Source organism: Agrobacterium larrymoorei (genome assembly GCF_005145045.1).
GTDB classification, from domain to species: Bacteria; Pseudomonadota; Alphaproteobacteria; order Rhizobiales; family Rhizobiaceae; genus Agrobacterium; species Agrobacterium larrymoorei.
The window spans coordinates 376,046-397,382 of the sequence record NZ_CP039691.1 but is presented as its reverse complement, the minus strand read 5'-3'; the positions used below and the strand labels follow the sequence as shown (position 1 = coordinate 397,382).

The 21,337-nt window shown below is 58.5% G+C and carries 17 protein-coding genes; 8 read left to right on the top strand and 9 right to left on the bottom strand.

Annotated features, from left to right (window positions below; translation table 11 throughout):
• Positions 1-5: 5 nt before the first annotated feature.
• Positions 6-1,088 carry an MBL fold metallo-hydrolase gene (locus CFBP5473_RS01835; RefSeq protein WP_051441140.1) on the bottom strand — a complete coding sequence of 361 codons (1,083 nt, stop codon included), beginning with the start codon at positions 1,086-1,088 and terminating at the stop codon, positions 6-8.
• A 340-nt stretch (positions 1,089-1,428) separates the two neighbouring features.
• Here CFBP5473_RS01835 and ffh point away from each other — a divergent pair, with 340 nt between their 5' ends.
• The 5 genes from ffh (at position 1,429) to trmD (ending at position 5,131) form a co-directional block, all read left to right on the top strand.
• A complete protein-coding gene (gene ffh, locus CFBP5473_RS01825; protein ID WP_027673605.1) occupies positions 1,429-3,000 on the top strand; it encodes a signal recognition particle protein in 1,572 nt (523 codons plus the stop codon).
• Between the two features lie 6 nt (positions 3,001-3,006).
• Positions 3,007-3,324: a chorismate mutase gene (locus tag CFBP5473_RS01820; protein WP_027673604.1), complete on the top strand. Its 318-nt coding sequence runs from the start codon at positions 3,007-3,009 to the stop codon at positions 3,322-3,324.
• 33 nt (positions 3,325-3,357) lie between these two features.
• Complete coding sequence (gene rpsP, locus CFBP5473_RS01815) at positions 3,358-3,735, top strand: 30S ribosomal protein S16 (RefSeq protein ID WP_027673603.1); 378 nt, start codon at positions 3,358-3,360, stop codon at positions 3,733-3,735.
• A 117-nt stretch (positions 3,736-3,852) separates the two neighbouring features.
• Positions 3,853-4,428 carry a ribosome maturation factor RimM gene (gene rimM, locus CFBP5473_RS01810; RefSeq protein WP_027673602.1) on the top strand — a complete coding sequence of 192 codons (576 nt, stop codon included), beginning with the start codon at positions 3,853-3,855 and terminating at the stop codon, positions 4,426-4,428.
• 4 nt (positions 4,429-4,432) lie between these two features.
• Positions 4,433-5,131 carry a tRNA (guanosine(37)-N1)-methyltransferase TrmD gene (gene trmD, locus CFBP5473_RS01805; protein ID WP_027673601.1) on the top strand — a complete coding sequence of 233 codons (699 nt, stop codon included), beginning with the start codon at positions 4,433-4,435 and terminating at the stop codon, positions 5,129-5,131.
• On the opposite strand, the gene CFBP5473_RS01800 is transcribed toward trmD, so the two are convergent.
• On the bottom strand, positions 5,113-5,859 hold the full coding sequence (locus CFBP5473_RS01800; RefSeq protein ID WP_027673600.1) for a sulfite exporter TauE/SafE family protein: 747 nt from the start codon (positions 5,857-5,859) through the stop codon (positions 5,113-5,115). The genes trmD and CFBP5473_RS01800 overlap by 19 nt on opposite strands.
• 360 nt (positions 5,860-6,219) lie before the next feature.
• On the opposite strand from CFBP5473_RS01800, the gene rplS reads away from it, so the two are divergent.
• Positions 6,220-6,765 carry a 50S ribosomal protein L19 gene (rplS, locus tag CFBP5473_RS01790; protein ID WP_027673599.1) on the top strand — a complete coding sequence of 182 codons (546 nt, stop codon included), beginning with the start codon at positions 6,220-6,222 and terminating at the stop codon, positions 6,763-6,765.
• Positions 6,766-7,398: 633 nt separating this feature from the next.
• Here the strand turns inward: rplS and CFBP5473_RS01785 are convergent.
• The 6 genes from CFBP5473_RS01785 to CFBP5473_RS01760 all read right to left on the bottom strand — a co-directional run bounded on the left by CFBP5473_RS01785 (position 7,399) and on the right by CFBP5473_RS01760 (position 15,971).
• Positions 7,399-8,064, bottom strand: a complete 666-nt coding sequence (locus tag CFBP5473_RS01785; protein WP_027673598.1) for a YiaD family glycine zipper/OmpA-like lipoprotein — start codon at positions 8,062-8,064, stop codon at positions 7,399-7,401.
• A 68-nt stretch (positions 8,065-8,132) separates the two neighbouring features.
• On the bottom strand, positions 8,133-9,383 hold the full coding sequence (gene ispG, locus CFBP5473_RS01780; RefSeq protein WP_027673597.1) for a flavodoxin-dependent (E)-4-hydroxy-3-methylbut-2-enyl-diphosphate synthase: 1,251 nt from the start codon (positions 9,381-9,383) through the stop codon (positions 8,133-8,135).
• Positions 9,384-9,528: 145 nt separating this feature from the next.
• Positions 9,529-10,719: an MFS transporter gene (locus CFBP5473_RS01775; RefSeq protein WP_027673596.1), complete on the bottom strand. Its 1,191-nt coding sequence runs from the start codon at positions 10,717-10,719 to the stop codon at positions 9,529-9,531.
• Positions 10,716-11,540, bottom strand: coding sequence for a DeoR/GlpR family DNA-binding transcription regulator (locus tag CFBP5473_RS01770; protein ID WP_051441132.1), 825 nt, complete (start codon positions 11,538-11,540; stop codon positions 10,716-10,718). Before CFBP5473_RS01770 ends, CFBP5473_RS01775 begins: the two co-directional genes overlap by 4 nt.
• A gap of 113 nt (positions 11,541-11,653) precedes the next feature.
• A complete protein-coding gene (gene pyc, locus CFBP5473_RS01765) occupies positions 11,654-15,115 on the bottom strand; it encodes a pyruvate carboxylase (protein ID WP_027673595.1) in 3,462 nt (1,153 codons plus the stop codon).
• 118 nt (positions 15,116-15,233) lie between these two features.
• On the bottom strand, positions 15,234-15,971 hold the full coding sequence (locus CFBP5473_RS01760) for a helix-turn-helix transcriptional regulator (protein WP_027673594.1): 738 nt from the start codon (positions 15,969-15,971) through the stop codon (positions 15,234-15,236).
• Between the two features lie 350 nt (positions 15,972-16,321).
• On the opposite strand from CFBP5473_RS01760, the gene CFBP5473_RS01755 reads away from it, so the two are divergent.
• On the top strand, positions 16,322-18,106 hold the full coding sequence (locus CFBP5473_RS01755) for a glucan ABC transporter ATP-binding protein/ permease (protein ID WP_027673593.1): 1,785 nt from the start codon (positions 16,322-16,324) through the stop codon (positions 18,104-18,106).
• A gap of 136 nt (positions 18,107-18,242) precedes the next feature.
• Here CFBP5473_RS01755 and CFBP5473_RS01750 read toward each other — a convergent pair whose 3' ends face one another.
• On the bottom strand, positions 18,243-18,944 hold the full coding sequence (locus CFBP5473_RS01750; protein WP_027673592.1) for a DUF1013 domain-containing protein: 702 nt from the start codon (positions 18,942-18,944) through the stop codon (positions 18,243-18,245).
• Between the two features lie 230 nt (positions 18,945-19,174).
• Here CFBP5473_RS01750 and acs point away from each other — a divergent pair, with 230 nt between their 5' ends.
• A complete protein-coding gene (gene acs, locus CFBP5473_RS01745; RefSeq protein ID WP_027673591.1) occupies positions 19,175-21,133 on the top strand; it encodes an acetate--CoA ligase in 1,959 nt (652 codons plus the stop codon).
• Positions 21,134-21,337 lie beyond the last annotated feature (204 nt).

Here is a 21,337-nt window from a genome sequence, read left to right as displayed (position 1 = left end):
GCACCCTAAATCGCCTGAACCGAGGGCACGTCGAAGACTTCGCCCGGTCGCATTGCGCGGAAGCGCTCGGACGAGACGCCCTGATCGCCAAGTGCCGCCTTGAGCGCGATGATGGGTGCGTCGATAGACTCATCCGTCAGCTGCACCGTGCCCCAGTGATGACCGCACGCATATTGGGCGCCGCAAATGTTCATGCCTTCTACCGCTTCCGCCGGGTTCTGGTGCTGCCCTTTCATGAACCAGCGTGGCTCGTAAGCGCCGAAGGGCAGGTTGGCGAGGCGGAAGCCGCCATGCTTCTTTGCCGCGGCGTGGTAATTCATGCCGCTGTGAAAGCCCGTATCGCCGATGTGGTAAATCTTGCCGCCCGGCGTTTCGATGACGAAGGCAGCCCATAGCGCCATCCGCCGGTCGTTCAAACCACGCGCGGACCAGTGATGGCAGGGCTCGAAATGGATTTTGACATCGGGACTGACGGCAAGTGCATCGCCCCAATCACCGACTGAGATTTTTGCGGCCTGCACCCTGGTACGGATGATCGCGTCATTGCCAAGCGGTGTGACGAAATACGGTTTGTGATCGACATGCAGCCGGTGCAGCGTGTCGAGATCGAGGTGGTCGTAATGATTATGCGTCACCAGAACGAGATCGATCGGTGGCAGGTCTTCGAAACGGATGCCCGGCGGATTGACGCGCTTCGGTCCCGCAAAGCTGAAGGGGCTGGTCCGTTCCGACCACACCGGATCGACCAGAATGTTCAGGCCCGCCGTCTGGATCAGGAAGGATGCGTGGCCGACGAACGTCACGCGGAGGTCTTTTCCCTCAACGCGCTGGTCCGGCTTGGCTGTGGGAAAAGGGCTCGGATAATTTTCCGGCCATTGCGCCCGCTGGCCGTTGAAACGCCATTTTAAAAGATCGCCAAAGCCGTTCGGCTGCTCCCCATCGGGGTTGAAGAAGCGCACGCCGTCGAAATGGTCGGAAATAGGACCGTTATAATAGGCGCTGGCATAGGAGCGGCTGGCAAAAATGCCGCCGCTGGCTAAAAGCAGGCCGCCAATGGCGGAGAGGCGAAAGAAGTTTCGGCGGTTCATGGATAAGCTATAGGAGGGTGACGGGCTGTCTACAAGCGTTCGAATAGGGGAAGATGAAGCTTTCACGAAGACGTCAATTTGAAGGCGTTTCAGCGAAAAGGCCCGACTTGCCTTGACTTCCCCGCGCATTTCATGTTTATCCCGCCCGATCAGCTGGCAGTTTCAAGACTCCAAGCCGCCGACCGGGACCCGCAAAGGTATAAAGAGATCCCGGAGGTCAACACCCGACAGCGCGATGCGCCCTCGGGTGGTTTTTGGCTATGCTCGCTCTTGGGCGTCTTGTTTTTGATAGCAAAAGCACCGACGTTTCGGGTAACCCGAAACGAAGAAGGATGAAACGATGTTTGAAAACCTCCAGGACCGCCTTGGCTCCATTCTGAATGGACTGACCGGCCGTGGCTCGCTTTCGGAAGCCGATGTTTCCGCAGCGCTGCGTGAGGTTCGCCGTGCGCTTCTGGAAGCGGACGTGGCGCTGGAAGTCGTTCGCTCCTTCACCGACAAGGTGCGCGAGAAGGCCGTCGGTGCCTCGGTTCTCAAATCCATCAAGCCCGGCCAGATGGTCGTCAAGATCGTTCATGACGAACTTGTCGAGATGCTGGGTTCCGAAGGCGTGTCCATCGATCTTCACGCCCCTGCGCCCGTCGTCATCATGATGGTTGGTCTTCAGGGTTCGGGTAAGACCACGACCACCGGCAAGATCGCCAAGCGCCTGACGGACCGCGAAAAGAAGAAGGTGCTGATGGCATCTCTCGATACGCGGCGTCCGGCAGCGCAGGAACAGCTGCGTCAGCTCGGCGTGCAGACCGGTATCGATACGCTGCCGGTTATCGCGGGCCAGTCGCCGACCGATATCGCCTCGCGCGCCGTGCAGGCGGCAAAGCTCGGCGGCCACGATGTCGTGATCCTCGATACCGCCGGTCGTACCCACATCGACGAGCCGTTGATGTTGGAAATGGCCGACATCAAGAAGAATTCCAAGCCGCATGAAATCCTGCTGGTCGCGGATTCGCTGACCGGTCAAGACGCCGTCAATCTGGCGCGCAACTTCGATGAGCGCGTCGGCATTACCGGCCTCGTGCTGACCCGTATGGACGGCGACGGCCGTGGCGGTGCAGCCCTTTCCATGCGTGCCGTCACCGGCAAGCCGATCAAGCTGATCGGTACCGGCGAGCGCATGAACGAGCTGGATGAGTTTCATCCACGCCGTATCGCAGACCGTATTCTTGGCATGGGCGACATCGTTTCGCTGGTCGAAAAAGCGGCAGAAAATATCGATGCCGAAAAAGCCCGCGCCATGGCCGAGAAGATGGCCAAGGGCAAATTCGACCTCAACGATCTGGCAGAGCAGCTTGGCCAGATGAAGAAGATGGGCGGCATGGGCGGCATTATGGGCCTGATGCCCGGCATGGCTGGTATGAAGGACAAGATGGCCGCATCCGGCATGAACGACAAGATGTTCGACCGCCAGATCGCCATCATTTCCTCGATGACCAAGGCCGAGCGCGCCAACCCGGATATTCTGAAACATAGCCGCAAGAAGCGCATCGCTGCCGGCTCCGGAACCGATGCTGCCGAAATCAACAAGTTGCTCAAGATGCATCGCGGCATGGCCGACATGATGAAAGCCATGGGCGGCAAGGGCAAGGGCGGCATCATGAAGCAGATGATGGGTGGCCTTGCTGGCAAGATGGGTCTTGGCGGTGGAATGGGCGGGATGCCCGATCTCGCCAATATGGACCCCAAGCAGCTGGAAGCGCTTCAGAAACAGGCAGAGGCTGCGGGCCTCGGCAAACCGGGCGCCATGCCTCCGGGTCTCGGTGGATTGCCCGGTGGGCTTCCCGGCCTAGGTGGAGGCAAGCTGCCCGGTCTCGGCGGGCTTCCGGGCCTTCCCGGTTTTGGCAAGAAGAAGTGAGCGATCATGACTAATACCGAAGTGAAAGCAAAACTCTCTGAATACCGCCAGTCCATCGATAATATCGATGCCGCACTGGTGCACATGCTGGCGGAACGGTTTCAGCGCACAAAGGCTGTCGGCGTTCTCAAAGCCACTTACGAATTGCCGCCGGCGGACCCGGCGCGCGAAGAATACCAGATCGAACGCCTTCGCCGTCTGGCCAAGGACGCCGATCTGGATCCGGATTTCGCCGAGAAGTTCCTGAACTTCATCATCAAGGAAGTCATCCGGCATCATGAAGCAATCGCCGCTGAACACAGCGGCCTCGACAAGACCGCCTGACCGGCGGGCAAGCCATTATAAGGAGAACTCAACATGGCACTGAAAATTCGTCTCGCACGCGGTGGTTCCAAGAAGCGCCCGTACTACCAGATCGTTGTTGCTGACGCCCGTTCGCCACGCGACGGCCGTTTCCTCGAGAAGGTCGGTTCCTGGAACCCGATGCTGGCCAAGGACAACGCCGACCGCATCCAGATCAATGCCGACCTGGTAAAGGAATGGCTTGCAAAGGGCGCACAGCCGACCGACCGCGTTCTGCGCTTCCTCGCAGAAGCTGGCATCACCACGCGCGACGCACGCAACAACCCTGAAAAGGCAAAGCCAGGCAAGAAGGCTCTCGAGCGCGTTGCCGAGAAGAAGCAGAAGGCTGAAGACGCCGCTGCTGCTGCCGCTGAAGCATCCGCTGCCGAGTAATCGACAGTCTGAATTCAAAGACGGGTGGTGCGGTTTCCGCGCCACCCGTTTTCATGTTTTAATTCCGCTTGGTTGGGCTTAAAAGCAAAAGCGGAACACGCAATAACGGACGGTCCGATGGCAAAGCTGGAAAACCCGATTCTCATGGCCAAGATTGGCGCAGCGCAAGGTTTGCGCGGCGAAGTGCGGGTCAGTTCCTATACGGACGATCCGACGGCGCTCGGCGATTACGGCAATCTGGTCGCTGCCGATGGCCGCGTGTTTGAAATTCTGGAAATCCGCGAAGCAAAGACCGTCGTCATCGTGCGTTTCCGCGGCGTCAACGACCGCAACGCTGCCGAGGCACTGAATGGTCTCGAACTTTTCATCGATCGCGATAATCTGCCCGATGACGATCTGGACGAGGATGAGTTCTTTTACACCGATCTCGAAGGTCTCGACGTGGTCGATGCCGATGGCAAGAGCTATGGCGCCGTCAGTGCCGTCTATGATTTCGGCGCAGGTGATCTGCTGGAACTGAAGGGTGCGGGCCGTCGCCCGGCGCTTATACCTTTCACCGAGGCAGCCGTGCTGGAAATCGATCTGGAAGGCGGCAAGATTTTGATCGACCCCTTTGCTGCTGGGCTGATCGATAACCCGGAAGATGGCAAGGATGATCCCGATCATCCGATCTTCGGCAAGAGCAAGAAATAAGCCGATGAGCTTCAAGGCAACCGTGCTGACGCTCTACCCGGAAATGTTTCCGGGCCATTTGTCCTATTCCCTCGCAGGCAAAGCGCTGGAGCGCGGCCAGTGGAGCATGGAGCCGGTGCAAATCCGCGACTTCGCCACCGACAAGCATCGCAGCGTGGACGATACGCCTGCGGGTGGCGGCGCTGGTATGGTGCTGAAGCCCGATGTGCTGGCGGCGGCAATCGATGCTGTTTCCGAGGGCGATACGCGCCCCCGGCTGCTGATGAGCCCGCGCGGCAAACCGCTGACACAGGAACGCGTGCGCGAACTTGCAACTGGCGAAGGCGTGATCATCGTCTGTGGACGTTTCGAAGGTGTAGACCAGCGGGTGATCGATGCGCGCGGTCTCGAAGAGGTTTGCATCGGCGATTATATTCTCTCAGGTGGAGAGCCTGCAGCTCTGACGCTGCTCGATGCCGTGGTCCGCATCATTCCCGGCGTGATGGGCAACGATCTCTCGGGCGCGCATGAAAGTTTCGAGGGCGGGCTCTTGGAGCATCCGCATTATACCCGCCCGCAAATTTGGGAAGAGCGCGAGATTCCTGCCGTTCTGACTTCCGGCAATCATAAGCTGATAGAGAAATGGCGGCACGAGCAGGCGCTGGCACTCACGAAAGAACGCCGCCCGGATTTGCTGGCGGACCTTCAGCCTGTGAAGAAATAATAGCCCGTCAGTAGCAGGCCGACCGTGATCACCAGTGCGCGGACGATCCATTGCGGAACACGTCGGGCCACATAAACCCCGCTATAGCCACCGAGTGCTGATGCGGGAATCATGATCAGTGCCGCATGCCATGCGACCACACCACCACCGACGAAGACAACAATGGCCACTGCTGCGATGACGACGGCCAGCAGGTTTTTCAGCGCGTTGAGGTGATGATAGGTGCCGCCTGCGGTGAGGCCCAGCACAGCCAGCATCATGATGCCCATGCCCGCACCAAAAAATCCGCCATAGATGGAGGTGAAGAACTGGCCGATGAGGCTTGCGGCATTGCTGGTGGGGTGTTCTCCGGCTGTGCGAGGGCGCAGCCATGGTCCCGCAGCGAAGAGGGCTGTTGCGGCCAGCAGGAGCCACGGCACCATCTGGCGGAAGGAGGGGTTGTCGAGCGAAAGCAGTAGCAGCGCTCCCGCTGTCGAGCCGAGGATCGATAATATCGAGAGGAGGATTGCGCCCTTCCAGTGCGCTCGAATTTCCGGCCAATAAGCGATGACGGATGTGACATAGCCCGGAAATTGGACGATGGATGAGGTTGCGTTGGCCGAGATCGGTGCGATACCCGCAACCGTCATGGCGCCAAAGGTGAGGAAGGTGCCTCCGCCTGCAATCGCGTTGACGGCACCGGACAGGAAGCCGCTCGTAAAGAGAAGCAGAATGATAGCGATGGACATGACCCCTCCCGAGTTGTCCATTTGCATATCCGGTCCCAAGATTCCCGGCAATCGGGTGCCAGAGCATTTCCAGCAAAAGTGCGAAGCGGTTTTGCGTCCGGACAATGCGTCAAGCAAAGAGCTGGAGCTTTTTCGCGTTTCGGAGAAAAGCGGAAATGCTCTGGCTGACAAATTATTGTCACGAAAGGGATGACAAAGGCGGCTTCTTGCTGTATGCCCCCGCGTGGAATTGGGGTTTGCCCCATAGACCGAAAGCAAAGAACGGTGAACCGCTCCTGCCGCAAGGCATAATTCCAAGGCATTGACCCAAGGAATGATCGTTGAGCGCTCTGGCTGTTTCAGAAGAAATCAGAGGTTAACATGACCAATATTATCGCACAGCTGGAAGCCGAACAGGCCGCCAAGATCGAAGCCAAGCGCAAGCTTCCTGAATTTTCCCCGGGCGACACGGTTCGCGTCAACGTTCGCGTTACCGAAGGTAACCGTACCCGCGTTCAGGCCTATGAAGGCGTTGTCATTGCCCGTTCGGGTGGCGGTCTCAACGAAAACTTCACCGTTCGCAAGATCTCCTACGGCGAAGGCGTAGAGCGCGTATTCCCGGTTTACTCTCCGCTGGTTGAAGGCGTTGAGATCGTTCGCCGTGGTAAGGTTCGCCGCGCGAAGCTCTACTACCTGCGCGACCGTCGCGGTAAGTCCGCACGTATCGTTGAAGACACCGGCGTTCGCGCTCGCAAGCTCAACGATGCAGAGCGCCAGGCCGCTGCCGAGGAAAAGGCTCGCATCGAAGCTGAAAAGGTTGCAGCAGCACAGGCTCTGGCCGCCGAAAAGGCAGCAGCAGAAGCCGCTGAAGCCAAGGCAGCTGAAGAAGCCGCAGCAGCAAAGGCTGCTGAAGGTGCAGCTGAATAAGATTTTCCTTTTAGGAATTCCAGAAAGGCGGTCTTCGGGCCGCCTTTTTTGTTTTGGTTATCAAGGCGCGCTAAAAAGCCGCGTCATGCGCCATCAGAATAGCGATCACCACTGGAACAGGGATATTCCGTCATCTGTTTTCGAAAAGCCTGTGGATGGGCATAAGGCAGACCACCGCATACGGCGGTTCGGTACTCAGGGCAGTTTCTTTCGCTATCTTTGGCTAGCTAGCCGTAGCCGCGAGCCTGCGCGAGGTCGAAGCCCCTTCCGAGCCAAAAGGCACAGCCTTTATCAAGTCGGCGCGCGCGATGTTGGCGCCACGCTTGCCGATATCAATGTCAATCGGTGGTGACCCTGTTTTCGGCTCTGTCTGCCCGACAGATAGAGATTATCCCGGATCCTACGATCCGGCTTATTATGACTTCGGCTGATGGTCGAATACCAGTCGATGCGGTGTCGGCTTCGCCTAGGAACCGGCGAGCATCGTGACCGTGCAATTGAAGACCAGCAAAACCCTGCGTCTCGTTACCAATAATCTCAACGCTTCGGCGCAAGAGGTCGCCGACCTAGACAAGCAACGCTGCCAAGGTTGAGAACGCTGTCAGGTCAAGCCCAACAGCGCTCTGTTAATCATCAACCGTTCTGCGTAAGCGGCGAAATCAGCACTTCGACGCGGCGGTTCTGTGCGCGGCCGTCTGCTGTTGCGTTGGAGGCAATCGGCTGCGATGGGCCGAAGCCCATGGTGGAGATGCGGCGCTGATCGACACCGCCGCGTTCGCCTAGGTAATTGGCGACCGATGCGGCGCGGCGCTCGGAGAGGGCCTGGTTATGCGCAAGGCTGCCGGTGGAATCCGTGTGGCCGTTGATGTCGATATAGGTCTTGTTGAACTTGTTCAGCACGATTGCGACCGAGTTCAGCGTTGGGTAGAACGGCGGGATCACCTGATCCTGATCCGTTGCGAAGGTGACGTTGGACGGCATGTTGAGAACGATGCTGTCGCCACGGCGGGTCACGGAAACGCCCGTATTCTGCAACTGCTGGCGAAGTTCGGCTTCCTGATTGTCCATATAGCCGCCGATGGCGCCACCGGCGAGAGCGCCGATGCCGGCGCCGATCAGCGCGTTACGGCCCTTGTTGCCGCCGCCGATGGCAAGGCCGCCAACAGCACCAGCGAGAGCGCCGAGACCGGCACCGCCTGCCATATTGGATGTCTTCTGCTCACCGGTATAGGGGTCGGTGGTGGTGCAGGCAGAGAGGTAGGTTGCGGCAAGCGCGAGAACAGCAAACTTCTTGATCATGAATTCCAGTGCTCCTCAGAGTTTCAGGAGGTAAGACAGATGAATTCCGGCATTTTCGCGGTCGATACTCACTCCGCCGCATCCTTTTGACCGAAACGTTTTTCGATGTAGTCGATAACGAGCGCCTCGAAATCCTTGGCGATATCAGGACCGCGCAACGTCAACGCCTTCTCACCGTCGATGAAGACGGGAGCGGCGGGCGTTTCGCCGGTGCCCGGCAGCGAAATGCCGATATCGGCATGCTTGCTCTCACCGGGGCCATTGACGATGCAGCCCATGACCGCAACATTCAGCGCTTCGACACCCGGATATTTCTCACGCCAGACCGGCATGTTTTTGCGAATGTCGTTCTGAATGTTCTGCGCCAGTTCCTGAAACACGGTAGACGTGGTGCGTCCGCATCCGGGACAGGCCGCAACCACCGGAATGAACTGTCGAAAGCCCATAACCTGCAGCAATTCCTGCGCCACCTGCACTTCGCGGGTACGGTCACCATTCGGCTCCGGCGTCAGCGAGACGCGGATCGTGTCACCAATGCCGTGCTGCAACACATAACCCATGGCCGCCGACGATGCGACGATGCCCTTCGAGCCCATGCCAGCTTCGGTCAGGCCCAGATGCAGCGCGTGGTTCGACCGCTCCGATAGCATCGAATACACCGCAATCAGATCCTGCACCTGACTGACCTTGGCGGACAGGATGATGCGGTTGCGCGGCAGGCCGATATCCTCGGCAAGCTCGGCGGAAATCAATGCGGACTGAACAATGGCCTCACGCGTGACCTGACGGGCGGAGAGCGGAAAACCCTCTTCCTTGTTCTTGTCCATCAGCGTGGTCAGAAGTTCCTGATCGAGCGAACCCCAATTGACACCGATGCGCACCGGCTTGTCGTAACGGATCGCCATTTCGATGATATCACCGAACTGCTTGTCCTTTTTGTCCTTGAAACCGACATTGCCCGGGTTGATGCGATATTTCGCCAGAGCTTCAGCGCAAGCGGGGTGATCCGCCAGAAGCTTGTGGCCGATATAGTGGAAATCCCCGATCAGCGGCACATCCATGCCGATCCGCAGCAGGCGCTCACGGATTTTCGGAACAGCTGCCGCGCTCTCATCGCGATCTACCGTGATGCGGACCATTTCCGATCCGGCACGGAACAATGCCGCGACCTGCTGCACCGTTCCGTCGATATCGGCAGTGTCCGTGTTGGTCATGGACTGCACCACGACCGGCGCACCGCCGCCCACGATAACACCGCCCACATCGACAGCGACGGAAGCGCGGCGTGGCTTGGGATCGTAATCGGCGTGTGACGTCATATTCTTCTCTGCGAATAACGGTAAAACTTGATCATTCAGGTGGAACAAGGCGCGCGCCTTGTCAACAATCGAAGCAATCAACTCCTACTTTACCGCAATCATGGCGAAATTCGAGACTCCGCCATGTTAAAGATAAAGGTGTACGTCAGTGGCCGCTTGCCCCATCGGCATGGCGCGCGAGCTTGGCGAGCGAAAAAACCACGATGTGCAGCAGTGGAAGGCCGATGAAGACACTGGCAAGACCCGTATGTTCGGCAATGAAGCCGATGGCCGACGGCGCAACGAGAATGCCGGAATAACCCATGGTGGTGACGACCGAGAGGCCGATACCGGGTGCGAGACCCGGCATATTACCAGCCGCGGAAAAGGCAATCGGCACCATGTTGGAGATACCGATGCCCGCAATCGCAAAGCCCGCGATGGCGATGAAGGCATTTCCGGCGAGACCTGCAATCAAAAGGCCGAGGATCGACATGGCCGAGCAGAATTGCAGGGTGCGAACGGCGCCGAACCGGTCACGCACCAGATCGCCGGCAAAACGCATGATGGCCATGGTCATCGAGAAGGCGGCGAAGCCGAAGCCTGAGAATGCGACCGAGGCACCGAGTTCGTTGCGGAGATAAAGCGCGCCCCAATCGAGAATAGCGCCTTCTGGAATCATGGAGAATAGTGCAATGATGCCAATGATCCACGGCAGCGGCGTCATGGGAAGACCACCCTTTGGGCGCTCCTCTTCCGGGTGCGGACGGTCTACCATGACGCGTGGCCATGCCACAGCGAGCAGGATAGCGGCAATAATTGTGAGCGCGATTGCGTGACCGTATATGCCAGCCTTGGTGATGAGAAGACCGCCGAGACCCGCGCCGAGAAGGCCGCCAAGGCTCCAGAATGCATGGCAGGAGGACATGATGGCCCGGCGCATGCTGCGCTCCACGGCAACGGCGTTGGCATTCATCCCCACATCCATCGCGCCCGTCAGGCCGCCAAAGAGAAACACGGTGATGACGCCCGCCCAGATCGTATTCGACAGAGTGATGAGAAGGAGTGTCGGCACGAAGATGAAGGCAACGGTGAGCGTAACCGTGCGCGAACCGAAGCGGGCGATCTGCGAACCGGCAATCGGCATGCAGGCCAGCGAGCCGAGGCCGAAGACGAGGATGACGAGGCCGAGCGCGCTCTCACTCAGCGACAGCCGCTTGGCAAATTCGGGAATCATCGGCGCCCAGGACCCCATCATGAAGCCATTCATGAGGAAGAGAAGAGAAACGCCGAGACGCGTTCTCGTCATATAGGGCATGCGGGTGGAGGTGGTTGTCTGCGTGGCAGAGCCGGTCATCGGGACTGGTCCTTCAATGAATGCGGATGGGATGATGAGCGGGCTGGGTGTCCCGCAAAATGGATGTCGAGGTCTTTTTCTTCGAGCCCAAGAACGAAATCGGCATCCGCACCCGGCTCCAGAACAAGCGTCAATGACGGATCGAGCGGTGCGACGTGGAAGGCAGCGGCCGTTCCAAGTTTCCCGCTGGTAATGGCGGCCAGAACCTTGGCGCTGGCTTGGCAGGCAAGCCGCTTGAAAACGGCATCCTCGTAAATATCGGCAGCCAGACCGCGCTCCAAAGTCAGCCCGCAAACGCCGACGATGCAGAGATCGGGACGCATCTGCTCCAGTTGACGGATGGCTGTGGTATCGATTGCCGCACCGACAGCCGGGTCTATTCTGCCGCCGATTGTGATCAGTTCGATGCCGGAACGCCCCATCAACTCCGCGGCGATGACCGGCGTATTGGTAATCACGGTCAGCCTCATGCCTATTGCCAAATGTCTTGCCACGGCAAGATTGGTCGAACCGGCATCGATGAAGGCCGTCATTCCATCCTGCAGCAGCGAGGCGGCAGCAAGCCCAAGACTATCCTTGCGCTCCTGCATTTCATTCATTCGGTTCTTCAGCGGAACGGTCTTGCCGCTCGAAAGCAGGGCACCACCATAGACACGCTCGCATTCGCCCCGCGCCGCCATCTCCCGGAGATCGCGACGGACGGTGTCTTCGGAGACATCGAAACTCTGCGCCAGCTCCTGCGCAAGAACGCGGCCCTTGGCTTGAAGCTCGGCATAGATGAGCGCCTGACGCTCGCTGACAAAATGATCTGTTTTGGACATTCGGCATCAACAGGATGAATCGTGCATAAACATGCGTACCGGGTCATGCACGATTGTACAAGCAGAAATGCCCGCCGGGTGGCGGGCATTTCATCAAGCTTTGTGACTGCGCGTTACTCGGCGTAGGTGACGAGCAAATCCTTGGCGTCGATCTGATCGCTCGGACGAACGAGAATCTCGGCGATCTTGCCGTCGCGTTCAGCGTGCAGCGCCGTTTCCATTTTCATCGCTTCGATGGAAACAAGAACGTCGCCCGCCTTCACCTCTTGGCCCGCATTGGCGAAGACACGGGAGATGACACCCGGCATCGGCGCGCCGACATGGGCTGCATTGCCCGGTTCCGCCTTACGGCGAACGGCAGAGCCGGTTGCGCCATGGGCACGATCCGGCACCTTGATGCGGCGCGGCTGACCGTTGATCTCGAAGAAGACGGTCACCATCCCCTTTTCATCCGTACCGGACGAGGCCTGATTGACGATGACGAGCGTCTTGCCGCGCTCGATATCGGCAAACAATTCCTCACCATCTTCCATGCCGTAGAAATAGGCGTGAGTCGGTAGTACCGAAACCGGGCCGTAAGTTTCGGAGGCAAGCGCGAAATCCGTAAAGACCTTCGGGTACATCAGGTAGGACGCGAACTCGAAATCATCGACCGGTCGTTCCAGCTTGGTTTCGATGGTCTTGCGCTCCGCATCGAGATCGGCATCGGCCAGCAGCGAGCCGGGCCGCACCGTGTAGGGCTGCTCACCCTTCAGCGCCTTTTTCTGCAACGCCTCCGGCCAGCCGCCCGGCGATTGACCGAGATCACCCTTAAGCATGGAGACGACGGATTCCGGGAAGGACACTTCCTTGTCCGGGTTCTCGACATCCGCCACCGTCAGATCCTGGCTGACCATCATCAGCGCCATGTCACCGACGACCTTGGAGGACGGCGTGACCTTAACGATATCGCCGAACATCTGGTTCGCATCGGCATAGGCCTGCGCCACCTCATGCCAGCGGCTTTCCAGACCGAGCGAGCGGGCCTGTTCCTTGAGGTTTGTGAACTGGCCGCCGGGCATTTCGTGCAGATAGACTTCCGACGCCGGGCCCTTCAGATCGCTTTCGAAGGCGACATACTGGTTGCGCACAGCTTCCCAATAGAAGGAGATGCGGCGAATCCATTCCGTATCCAGCCCTGTGTCCCGCTCCGAACCGGCCAGCGCTTCCACGATGGAGCCAAGGCATGGCTGCGACGTATTACCGGAGAAAGCATCCATGGCAGCATCGACGGCATCCACACCGGCATCGACAGCAGCCAGTACCGTCGCAGCAGAAATGCCCGACGTATCATGCGTGTGGAAATGGATCGGCAGGCTCGTAGCTTCACGCAGCGCCTTGAACAGAACCTTGGCAGCCGCTGGCTTCAAAAGGCCCGCCATGTCCTTGACGGCTATGATATGCGCGCCTGCCTTTTCCAGTTCGGCAGCAAGGTTGGTGTAGTATTTGAGGTCGTATTTCGGGCGCGCGGAATTGAGCAGATCGCCCGTATAGCAGATGGTCGCTTCGCAGAGCTTGTTCTCTTCCGCGATGGCATCCATCGACACGCGCATATTCTCCACCCAGTTCAGGCAGTCGAAGACGCGGAAAAGGTCCACGCCGCCCCTCGCCGCCTGGCGGACGAAATATTTGACGACATTATCCGGATAATTCTTGTAGCCGACACCGTTTGCGCCGCGCAGCAGCATTTGTAGCAGCAGGTTCGGCGCACCCTCGCGGATCAGCGACAGGCGCTCCCAAGGGTCTTCTGTCAGGAAGCGCATGGACACGTCGAAGGTCGCGCCACCCCAGCATTCGAGCGAGAGCAGTTGTGGCAAGGCCTTCGCATAGACGCTGGCCACGCGGGCAATGTCATGCGTGCGCACACGGGTCGCCAGAAGCGATTGATGGCCGTCACGCATCGTTGTGTCGGTTACCAGCACGCGCTTTTCATTACGCATCCACTCGGCAAAGCCCTTGGGCCCGAGCCTGTCCAGCAGCTGCTTGGTTCCGTCAGGCGTTGGTGCGTCGATATAAGGAATGATCGGCTTCACCGCCTTGGCGGACGGCGTGGCACGGCCCTTGGTCTCCGGGTGGCCATTGACGGTCACATCCGCGAGATAGGTCAGAAGCTTGGTGGCGCGGTCCTGACGCTTGACCTGCGCGAACAGTTCCGGCGTCGAATCGATGAAGCGCGTCGTGTAGGAATTGTCACGGAAACTGGCATGGCCGATGATCGCCTCAAGGAAGGTGAGGTTGGTGGCCACGCCGCGAATACGGAACTCGCGCAACGCACGATCCATACGGCTGATTGCCTCTTGCGGCGTGCCGCCGGATGCCGTGACCTTGACGAGAAGCGGATCGTAGTAGCGCGTGATCACCGCCCCGGTATAGGCCGTGCCGCCATCCAGACGAATGCCGAAACCGGCAGCGGAGCGATAGGCGGTGATGCGACCATAGTCGGGAATGAAATTGTGCTCAGGATCTTCCGTGGTGATACGGCACTGGAGCGCATGGCCGTTCAGGCGGATATCCTTCTGCTCGGGCACGCCGGATTCGGGCGTGCCGATCGCAGCGCCCTCGAGAATATGAATCTGCGCCTTGACGATATCGATGCCGGTGACGACTTCGGTGACCGTATGCTCGACCTGAATGCGCGGATTGACTTCGATGAAGTAGAATTTCTGGGTATCGGCATCCATCAGATATTCGACAGTGCCCGCACCGATATAATTCGTCGCGGCTGCGATCTTCAGAGAGTAATTGGCCAGTTCCTGCCGCTGCGCCTCGGAAAGATAGGGCGCAGGCGCACGCTCGACCACCTTCTGGTTTCGGCGCTGAATGGAGCAATCGCGCTCGAAGAGATGCACGACGTTGCCATGCGTATCGCCGAGAATCTGGCTTTCCACGTGGCGGGCACGCTCCACCAGCTTTTCCAGATAGACTTCATCTTTGCCGAATGCGGCCTTGGCTTCGCGCTTGGCTTCGGTCACTTCACGCGCAAGATCTTCCTTTTTACGGATGGCGCGCATGCCGCGACCGCCACCGCCCCAGGACGCTTTCAGCATCACCGGATAGCCGATTTCCTCGGCCATACGCTCGACCTCGGCCATATCCTCCGGCAGCGGCTCCGTCGCAGGCACGACAGGAACGCCGACCGAAATGGCCAGATTACGCGCGGCAACCTTGTTGCCGAGCTGGCGCATCGTTGCCGGGCGTGGGCCGATGAAGGTAATGCCCGCGGCATCGCAGGCATCCACGAATTCCGGGCTCTCAGACAGCAGGCCGTAGCCGGGGTGAATTGCGTCAGCGCCAGAAAGCTTTGCGACACGGATCACTTCCTCGATCGAAAGATAGCTCTCAATCGGACCCATGTCTTTCGCCAGATGCGGCCCGCGACCAACCTGATAGCTCTCATCCGCCTTGAAACGGTGCAGCGAAAGCTTGTCCTCTTCCGCCCAGATAGCGACCGTTTTTATACCGAGCTCGTTGGCGGCACGGAACACTCGGATCGCGATCTCCGAACGATTGGCAACGAGTATTTTCGATATTTTCAAGACGGCCTCCCAAACCAGACTAAAGCAACATTTGCTGCAATGCGGAATTAAGCAGCAAATATCCGGCTTGGAAAGGGCGTTTTTCAGCTTGGCGTTACGCCGCCGAAACGACAACGTTTCAGGCGATGAGTCCAGACCGGAAAGCAAGTGCTATGACGTGCTGACGGTTTTTCGCGTCGAACTTGCGCTGGATGCCATTGATATACCAATCGACAGTGTGGCTGGATATGGAAAGTGCCTTGCCGATTTCCGGCGATGTATTGCCCTGCGCCAGAAGCGCCAGCACATCCAGTTCGCGCCGCGTCAATTGCGCGACGGACAGATCGGGAACGGTCAACAGCTCATCCGAATGGCCGGAAAAATCGACCAGACGCCAGAAGGCGGCGCGCATGGCGGCATCGAGAATGGAAAGCTCCGACGTGTTGAAATAGCAGCCCTGCCCGCCGATGAAGACTCCCCCCAGCAGACCACTGCGACCATGGATCGGGAATGCATAGCCTTCACGCAAACCATAGCGGGCGGCATCCTGAAACATCTTGGATGCGCGTTTGCGATGCGTCGCCTGCGGCAGCAGATTGACCACATCGCGCCAGCGGAACGGCTTTTGCAAGAGGCCGAGGGTCTTTTTGACCGGATCGACATTGCCGTATTTCTTGGCGTGATAGACTGCGGACCATCCCTCCGGCAAGCGCTCGGCAAGGATGCTGCCGGTCATGGTCAGGTCATCGACGCTGCGACGAGCCACGCGATAATACTCGAAACCGTAATGGCTGGTGAGGTTCTGGAAGGAGACAAGAAAACGGTCCCTGCTTGTCGCTTCGTCGCTTGTCGACAGGAACTCAAGGACATTCTGCATCAAAAAGTGGATCCCGGTAGATTATGAGACAACATGGACGTATTTGAGGAGTAGACCCCTCCCGGAACATCATGTTGCTCGGACCCCGCCGCGCTCAGCTTTCGCCCGATAAGGTTATTATTAATTAAAACCATTCCGCGAAATATAATGTTTTCACGTTTTCACTCAATCCAAATTCCAGAAAATCCATTTTTTTCGTGCTAGAGCGCCAAATTGCCCGCCGTTAAGCGCCCATTCATGTAGAAAAAGCGATAAAACAACAGCTTGCATAACCCGCAATCGCTTCTGCGCCATGCGCAGAGATATCGCGCTCAAAAGCGCTGGACTGGCATGAAGACGGGATTTGAGAATTGACACTGTTTCAGGTTTACATGCGCGCGATGCGCTATCTGTCCACTCACAAGTGGCGCGTGACCATCGTCGTTATCGCCAACGTCATTCTTGCTGCGATAACGATTGCAGAGCCGGTACTGTTCGGCCGCATCATCGACGGTCTTTCTTCCGGCTCTATACCGACGAATATCCTCATCATCTGGGGAGCGTTTGCCCTGTTCAATACGGTGGCCTATGTCGCCGTTGCGCGTGAGGCGGACCGCCTGGCGCATGGCCGCCGCGCATCGCTTCTGACCGAAGCCTTCGGGCGCATCATTTCGATGCCCTTGTCCTGGCACCATCTGCGCGGCACATCCAATGCGCTGCACACGCTGCTGCGCGCCAGTGAGACGCTTTTCGGCCTGTGGCTCGAATTCATGCGCACGCACCTGGCGACCTTCGTTGCGCTGGCATTCCTCATTCCAACAGCGATCTCGATGGACCTGCGCCTCAGCCTCGTGCTGATCACGCTTGGCATTTTCTACTGGTTCATCGGCAAGTGGGTGATGAACCGCACCAAGGAAGGCCAGGCCTCCGTCGAAGAGCATTATCACACCGTATTTGCTCACGTGAGCGATTCGATCAGCAACGTTTCGGTGCTGCACAGCTACAACCGGATCGAAGCGGAAACCAAGGCCTTGAAGTCCTTCACCGACCGCCTGCTGAGCGCTCAGTACCCGGTTCTCGACTGGTGGGCTTTCGCCAGCGCGCTCAACCGCACGGCCTCTTCGCTCTCGATGCTGATCATTCTCGTCATCGGTTCGATCCTCGTGAAAAACGGAGAGCTGAAGGTCGGTGACGTCATTGCCTTCATCGGCTTCGCCAATCTTCTGATCGGTCGTCTGGACCAGATCCGCGCCTTCGCGACGCAGATTTTCGAGGCCCGCGCCAAGCTCGTGGATTTCTTCAAGCTGGAAGATTCGGTTCAGGATCGTGAAGAGCCAAGCTCTGCCAAGGAACTCGGCCATGTCGAAGGTACCGTGGAATTCCGCGAGGTGAATTTCGGCTTCGCCAAGACCAAGCAGGGCGTCCACGACGTTTCGTTCACGGCAAAGGCCGGCCAGACGGTTGCTATCGTCGGCCCCACAGGTGCCGGCAAGACAACGCTGATCAATCTTCTGCAGCGCGTCTACGATCCGAATTCCGGCCAGATCCTCGTTGATGGCATCGATATTTCGACGGTGACACGCCAGTCGCTGCGTAACTCGATTGCCACCGTCTTCCAGGATGCCGGTCTTCTCAACCGCACAATTCGTGACAATATCCGCCTTGGCCGCGATACGGCAACAGACGATGAAATCGCTCAGGCAGCAGCTGCTGCCGCAGCAACCGACTTCATCGACAGCCGCCTGAACGGTTACATGACGCAGGTCGGTGAGCGCGGTAACCGTCTCTCAGGTGGGGAGCGCCAGCGTATCGCCATCGCACGCGCCGTGTTGAAGAACGCGCCGATCCTCGTTCTGGATGAGGCTACCAGTGCGCTCGATGTGGAAACGGAAGCGCGGGTGAAGGAAGCTGTCGACGCTCTGCGCAAGGACAGAACGACCTTCATCATCGCCCACCGTCTCTCGACCGTCCGCGATGCCGACCTTGTCCTCTTCATGGACAATGGCCGGATCATCGAGAAGGGCACCTTCGATGAGCTCAGCATGCGCGGTGGCCGGTTCACGTCATTGCTCAAGACAAGTGGTCTGGTTGCGAATGATGAGAAGACCGGGGCGCCTGCCCTAACGTCTTCGCTCCGCCAGGCCGATCCGGTCTGAGCGTCAAGCTGAACGAGATGAGATGTTACGAACCTCCGCAGCAATGCGGGGGTTTTTTGTATCTCGCCTTAAGGCCAAGCACAAAAAAGCCCCGGGAAAACCGGGGCCTGATGTCTTCTGGAGCTGAGCCCGAAAATTAGTAGTTGTCGTCCTCGTCTTCGTCCTTTCGGGTAGACTTGAGCGAGCTGAGCTTGGCGAAAACGGCGTTGGCGTCGATTTCTTTTTCTTCTTCGCGCTCGTAATTGAAGCCGAGACTTTCCGTTGCAGCGGCTGGCTGCAGGGTCGCGTCCAGCTCTTCCTGGGTTGGAAGAGGACGGCCGCGCGATGCGCGTTCGACTTCAAGGTCGAGATCGATCTGGCTGCAGAGACCGAGCGTTACCGGGTCCATCGGCGTCAGGTTGGCCGAGTTCCAGTGCGTGCGGTCGCGAATCTGTTCGATGGTGGACTTCGTCGTGCCGACGAGGCGCGAAATCTGCGCGTCCTTCAGTTCGGCATGGTTGCGAACCAGCCAGAGAATGGCGTTCGGACGGTCCTGACGCTTGGAAACCGGCGTGTAACGCGGGCCGCGGCGCTTGGATTCGGGAACGCGAACCTTCGGCTCGGAAAGCTTCAGCTTGTGGTTCGGGTTGCCTTCGGCGCGTGCGATTTCGTCGCGGGACAGCTGCCCGGTCGCAATCGGGTCGAGGCCCTTGATGCCCTGCGCTGCTTCACCATCGGCGATTGCCTTGACTTCAAGCGGATGCAGCTTGCAGAACGTGGCGATCTGATCGAACGACAGCGCCGTGTTGTCAACGAGCCAGACGGCTGTCGCTTTCGGCATGAGCAGTGTTTGAACCATAGATACAATCCTTCTGTGCGTCCGCGCCGGTGTCGCGGGCGTGGAATTAAACCACTAATTTCCGGGATATGTGCGCTCTATAACCGGATTGCATCAGAATTGCAATTGTTTGAGCAACAAATGACCTTTGTCTAATTGCCGGATGTCACCGAACTGCTATGAATTGGGCACATGACTGGAACTGAGGAGTTTCCAGCAGGACTGATGACATTTTGCTTGAGGAGAAGTTCATGTCTGCAAAGATCTACCCGGTTCTGAAATCGGTTAAGACCGGCACCTTGATCGACAACGAGCGCTATCTGAAATGGTATCAGGACAGCGTCGAAGACCCGGAGAAGTTCTGGGGCAAGCATGGCAAGCGCATCGACTGGTTCAAGCCCTACACGAAGGTCAAGAACACATCCTTCAAGGGCAAGGTGCCGATCAAGTGGTTCGAGGACGGGCTGACCAACGTTTCCTACAATTGCATCGACCGCCATTTGAAGACCCACGGCGAGCGCACGGCAATCATCTGGGAAGGCGACAATCCCTATATCGACAAGAAGATTACCTATAATCAGCTTTATGACGCCGTCTGCCGCCTTGCCAACGTACTGAAGAAGCAGGGTGTGAAGAAGGGCGATCGCGTCACCATCTACATGCCGATGATCCCGGAAGCAGCCTATGCGATGCTCGCCTGCGCCCGTATCGGCGCCATTCATTCCGTGGTGTTCGGTGGCTTCTCACCGGAAGCGCTTGCCGGACGTATCGTCGATTGCCAGTCCACCTTCGTCATCACCTGCGATGAGGGCGTGCGCGGCGGCAAGCCGATCCCGCTGAAGGAAAATACCGACAAGGCGATCCACATCGCCGCGCGCCAGCACGTCATCGTCAACAAAGTTCTGGTCGTCCGCCGCACCGGCGGCAAGACCAACTGGGCGCCGGGCCGCGACCTCTGGTATCATCAGGAAGTCGCAAGCGTGAAGCCGCATTGCGAGCCGGTGAAGATGAAGGCGGAAGACCCGCTCTTCATTCTTTATACATCCGGCTCCACCGGCAAGCCAAAGGGCGTGCTGCACACCACGGGCGGCTATCTGGTCTACGTGTCGATGACGCATGAATATGTCTTCGATTACAAGGATAACGACATCTACTGGTGCACCGCCGATGTGGGCTGGGTGACCGGCCACTCCTATATCGTCTACGGACCGCTGGCCAACTGCGCCACGACACTGATGTTCGAAGGTGTGCCGAATTTCCCCGATCAGGGCCGCTTCTGGGAAGTCATCGACAAGCACAAGGTCAACATCTTCTACACGGCGCCAACAGCGCTTCGTTCGCTGATGGGGGCAGGCGACGAGTTCGTCAAGCGCTCATCGCGCTCCAGCATCCGCCTTCTCGGCACGGTCGGTGAGCCGATCAACCCGGAAGCGTGGGAGTGGTATTACCATGTGGTCGGCGAGGATAAGAGCCCGATAGTCGATACCTGGTGGCAGACGGAGACCGGCGGCATCCTGATTTCACCGCTGCCCGGTGCGACCGACCTGAAACCCGGCTCCGCGACGCGCCCCTTCTTCGGCGTCCAGCCGCAACTGGTCGATGCCGAAGGCAAGGTGCTGGAAGGTGCGGCAGACGGCAATCTGTGCATTACCGATAGCTGGCCGGGCCAGGCACGCACCGTCTATGGCGACCACCAGCGCTTCATCGATACCTACTTCTCCACCTACAAGGGCAAGTATTTTACCGGAGATGGCTGCCGCCGCGACGAGGACGGCTACTACTGGATCACCGGTCGCGTCGATGACGTGCTGAACGTTTCCGGCCACCGCCTTGGCACGGCCGAAGTGGAATCGGCGCTGGTGTCTCACAATCTCGTTTCCGAGGCTGCCGTCGTCGGCTATCCGCACTCCATCAAGGGACAGGGCATTTATTGCTATGTAACGCTGATGGCAGGCCAGACGGGTGATGATGCGCTGAGGGCTGAACTGGTCAAACATGTTCGCGATGAAATCGGCCCAGTCGCGACACCCGACAAGATTCAGTTCGCGCCGGGCCTGCCGAAAACCCGTTCAGGCAAGATCATGCGCCGAATCCTGCGTAAAATCGCTGAAGACGATTACGGCTCACTCGGCGACACATCGACACTGGCCGATCCCGCAGTTGTCGATGATCTGATCGAAAACAGACAGAACAAGCCAGTCGCGGCCTGAATAGAGGCTCGACAAACCATCCAGCTCCATCATCGTCCTTATGGCGCTGCTGTCTGGCCTTAACTGAGTGGGTAGTTTGGCGCGAAAACCGCTCCCTCACCCGTCACCCCGGCCTCGAGCCGGGATCCAGCAGACGCGCGTCTGCGCGGCGAGAAAAGCTATTTCAGACCAAAACGCCCGGCGACATCACATCGCCGGGAGTTC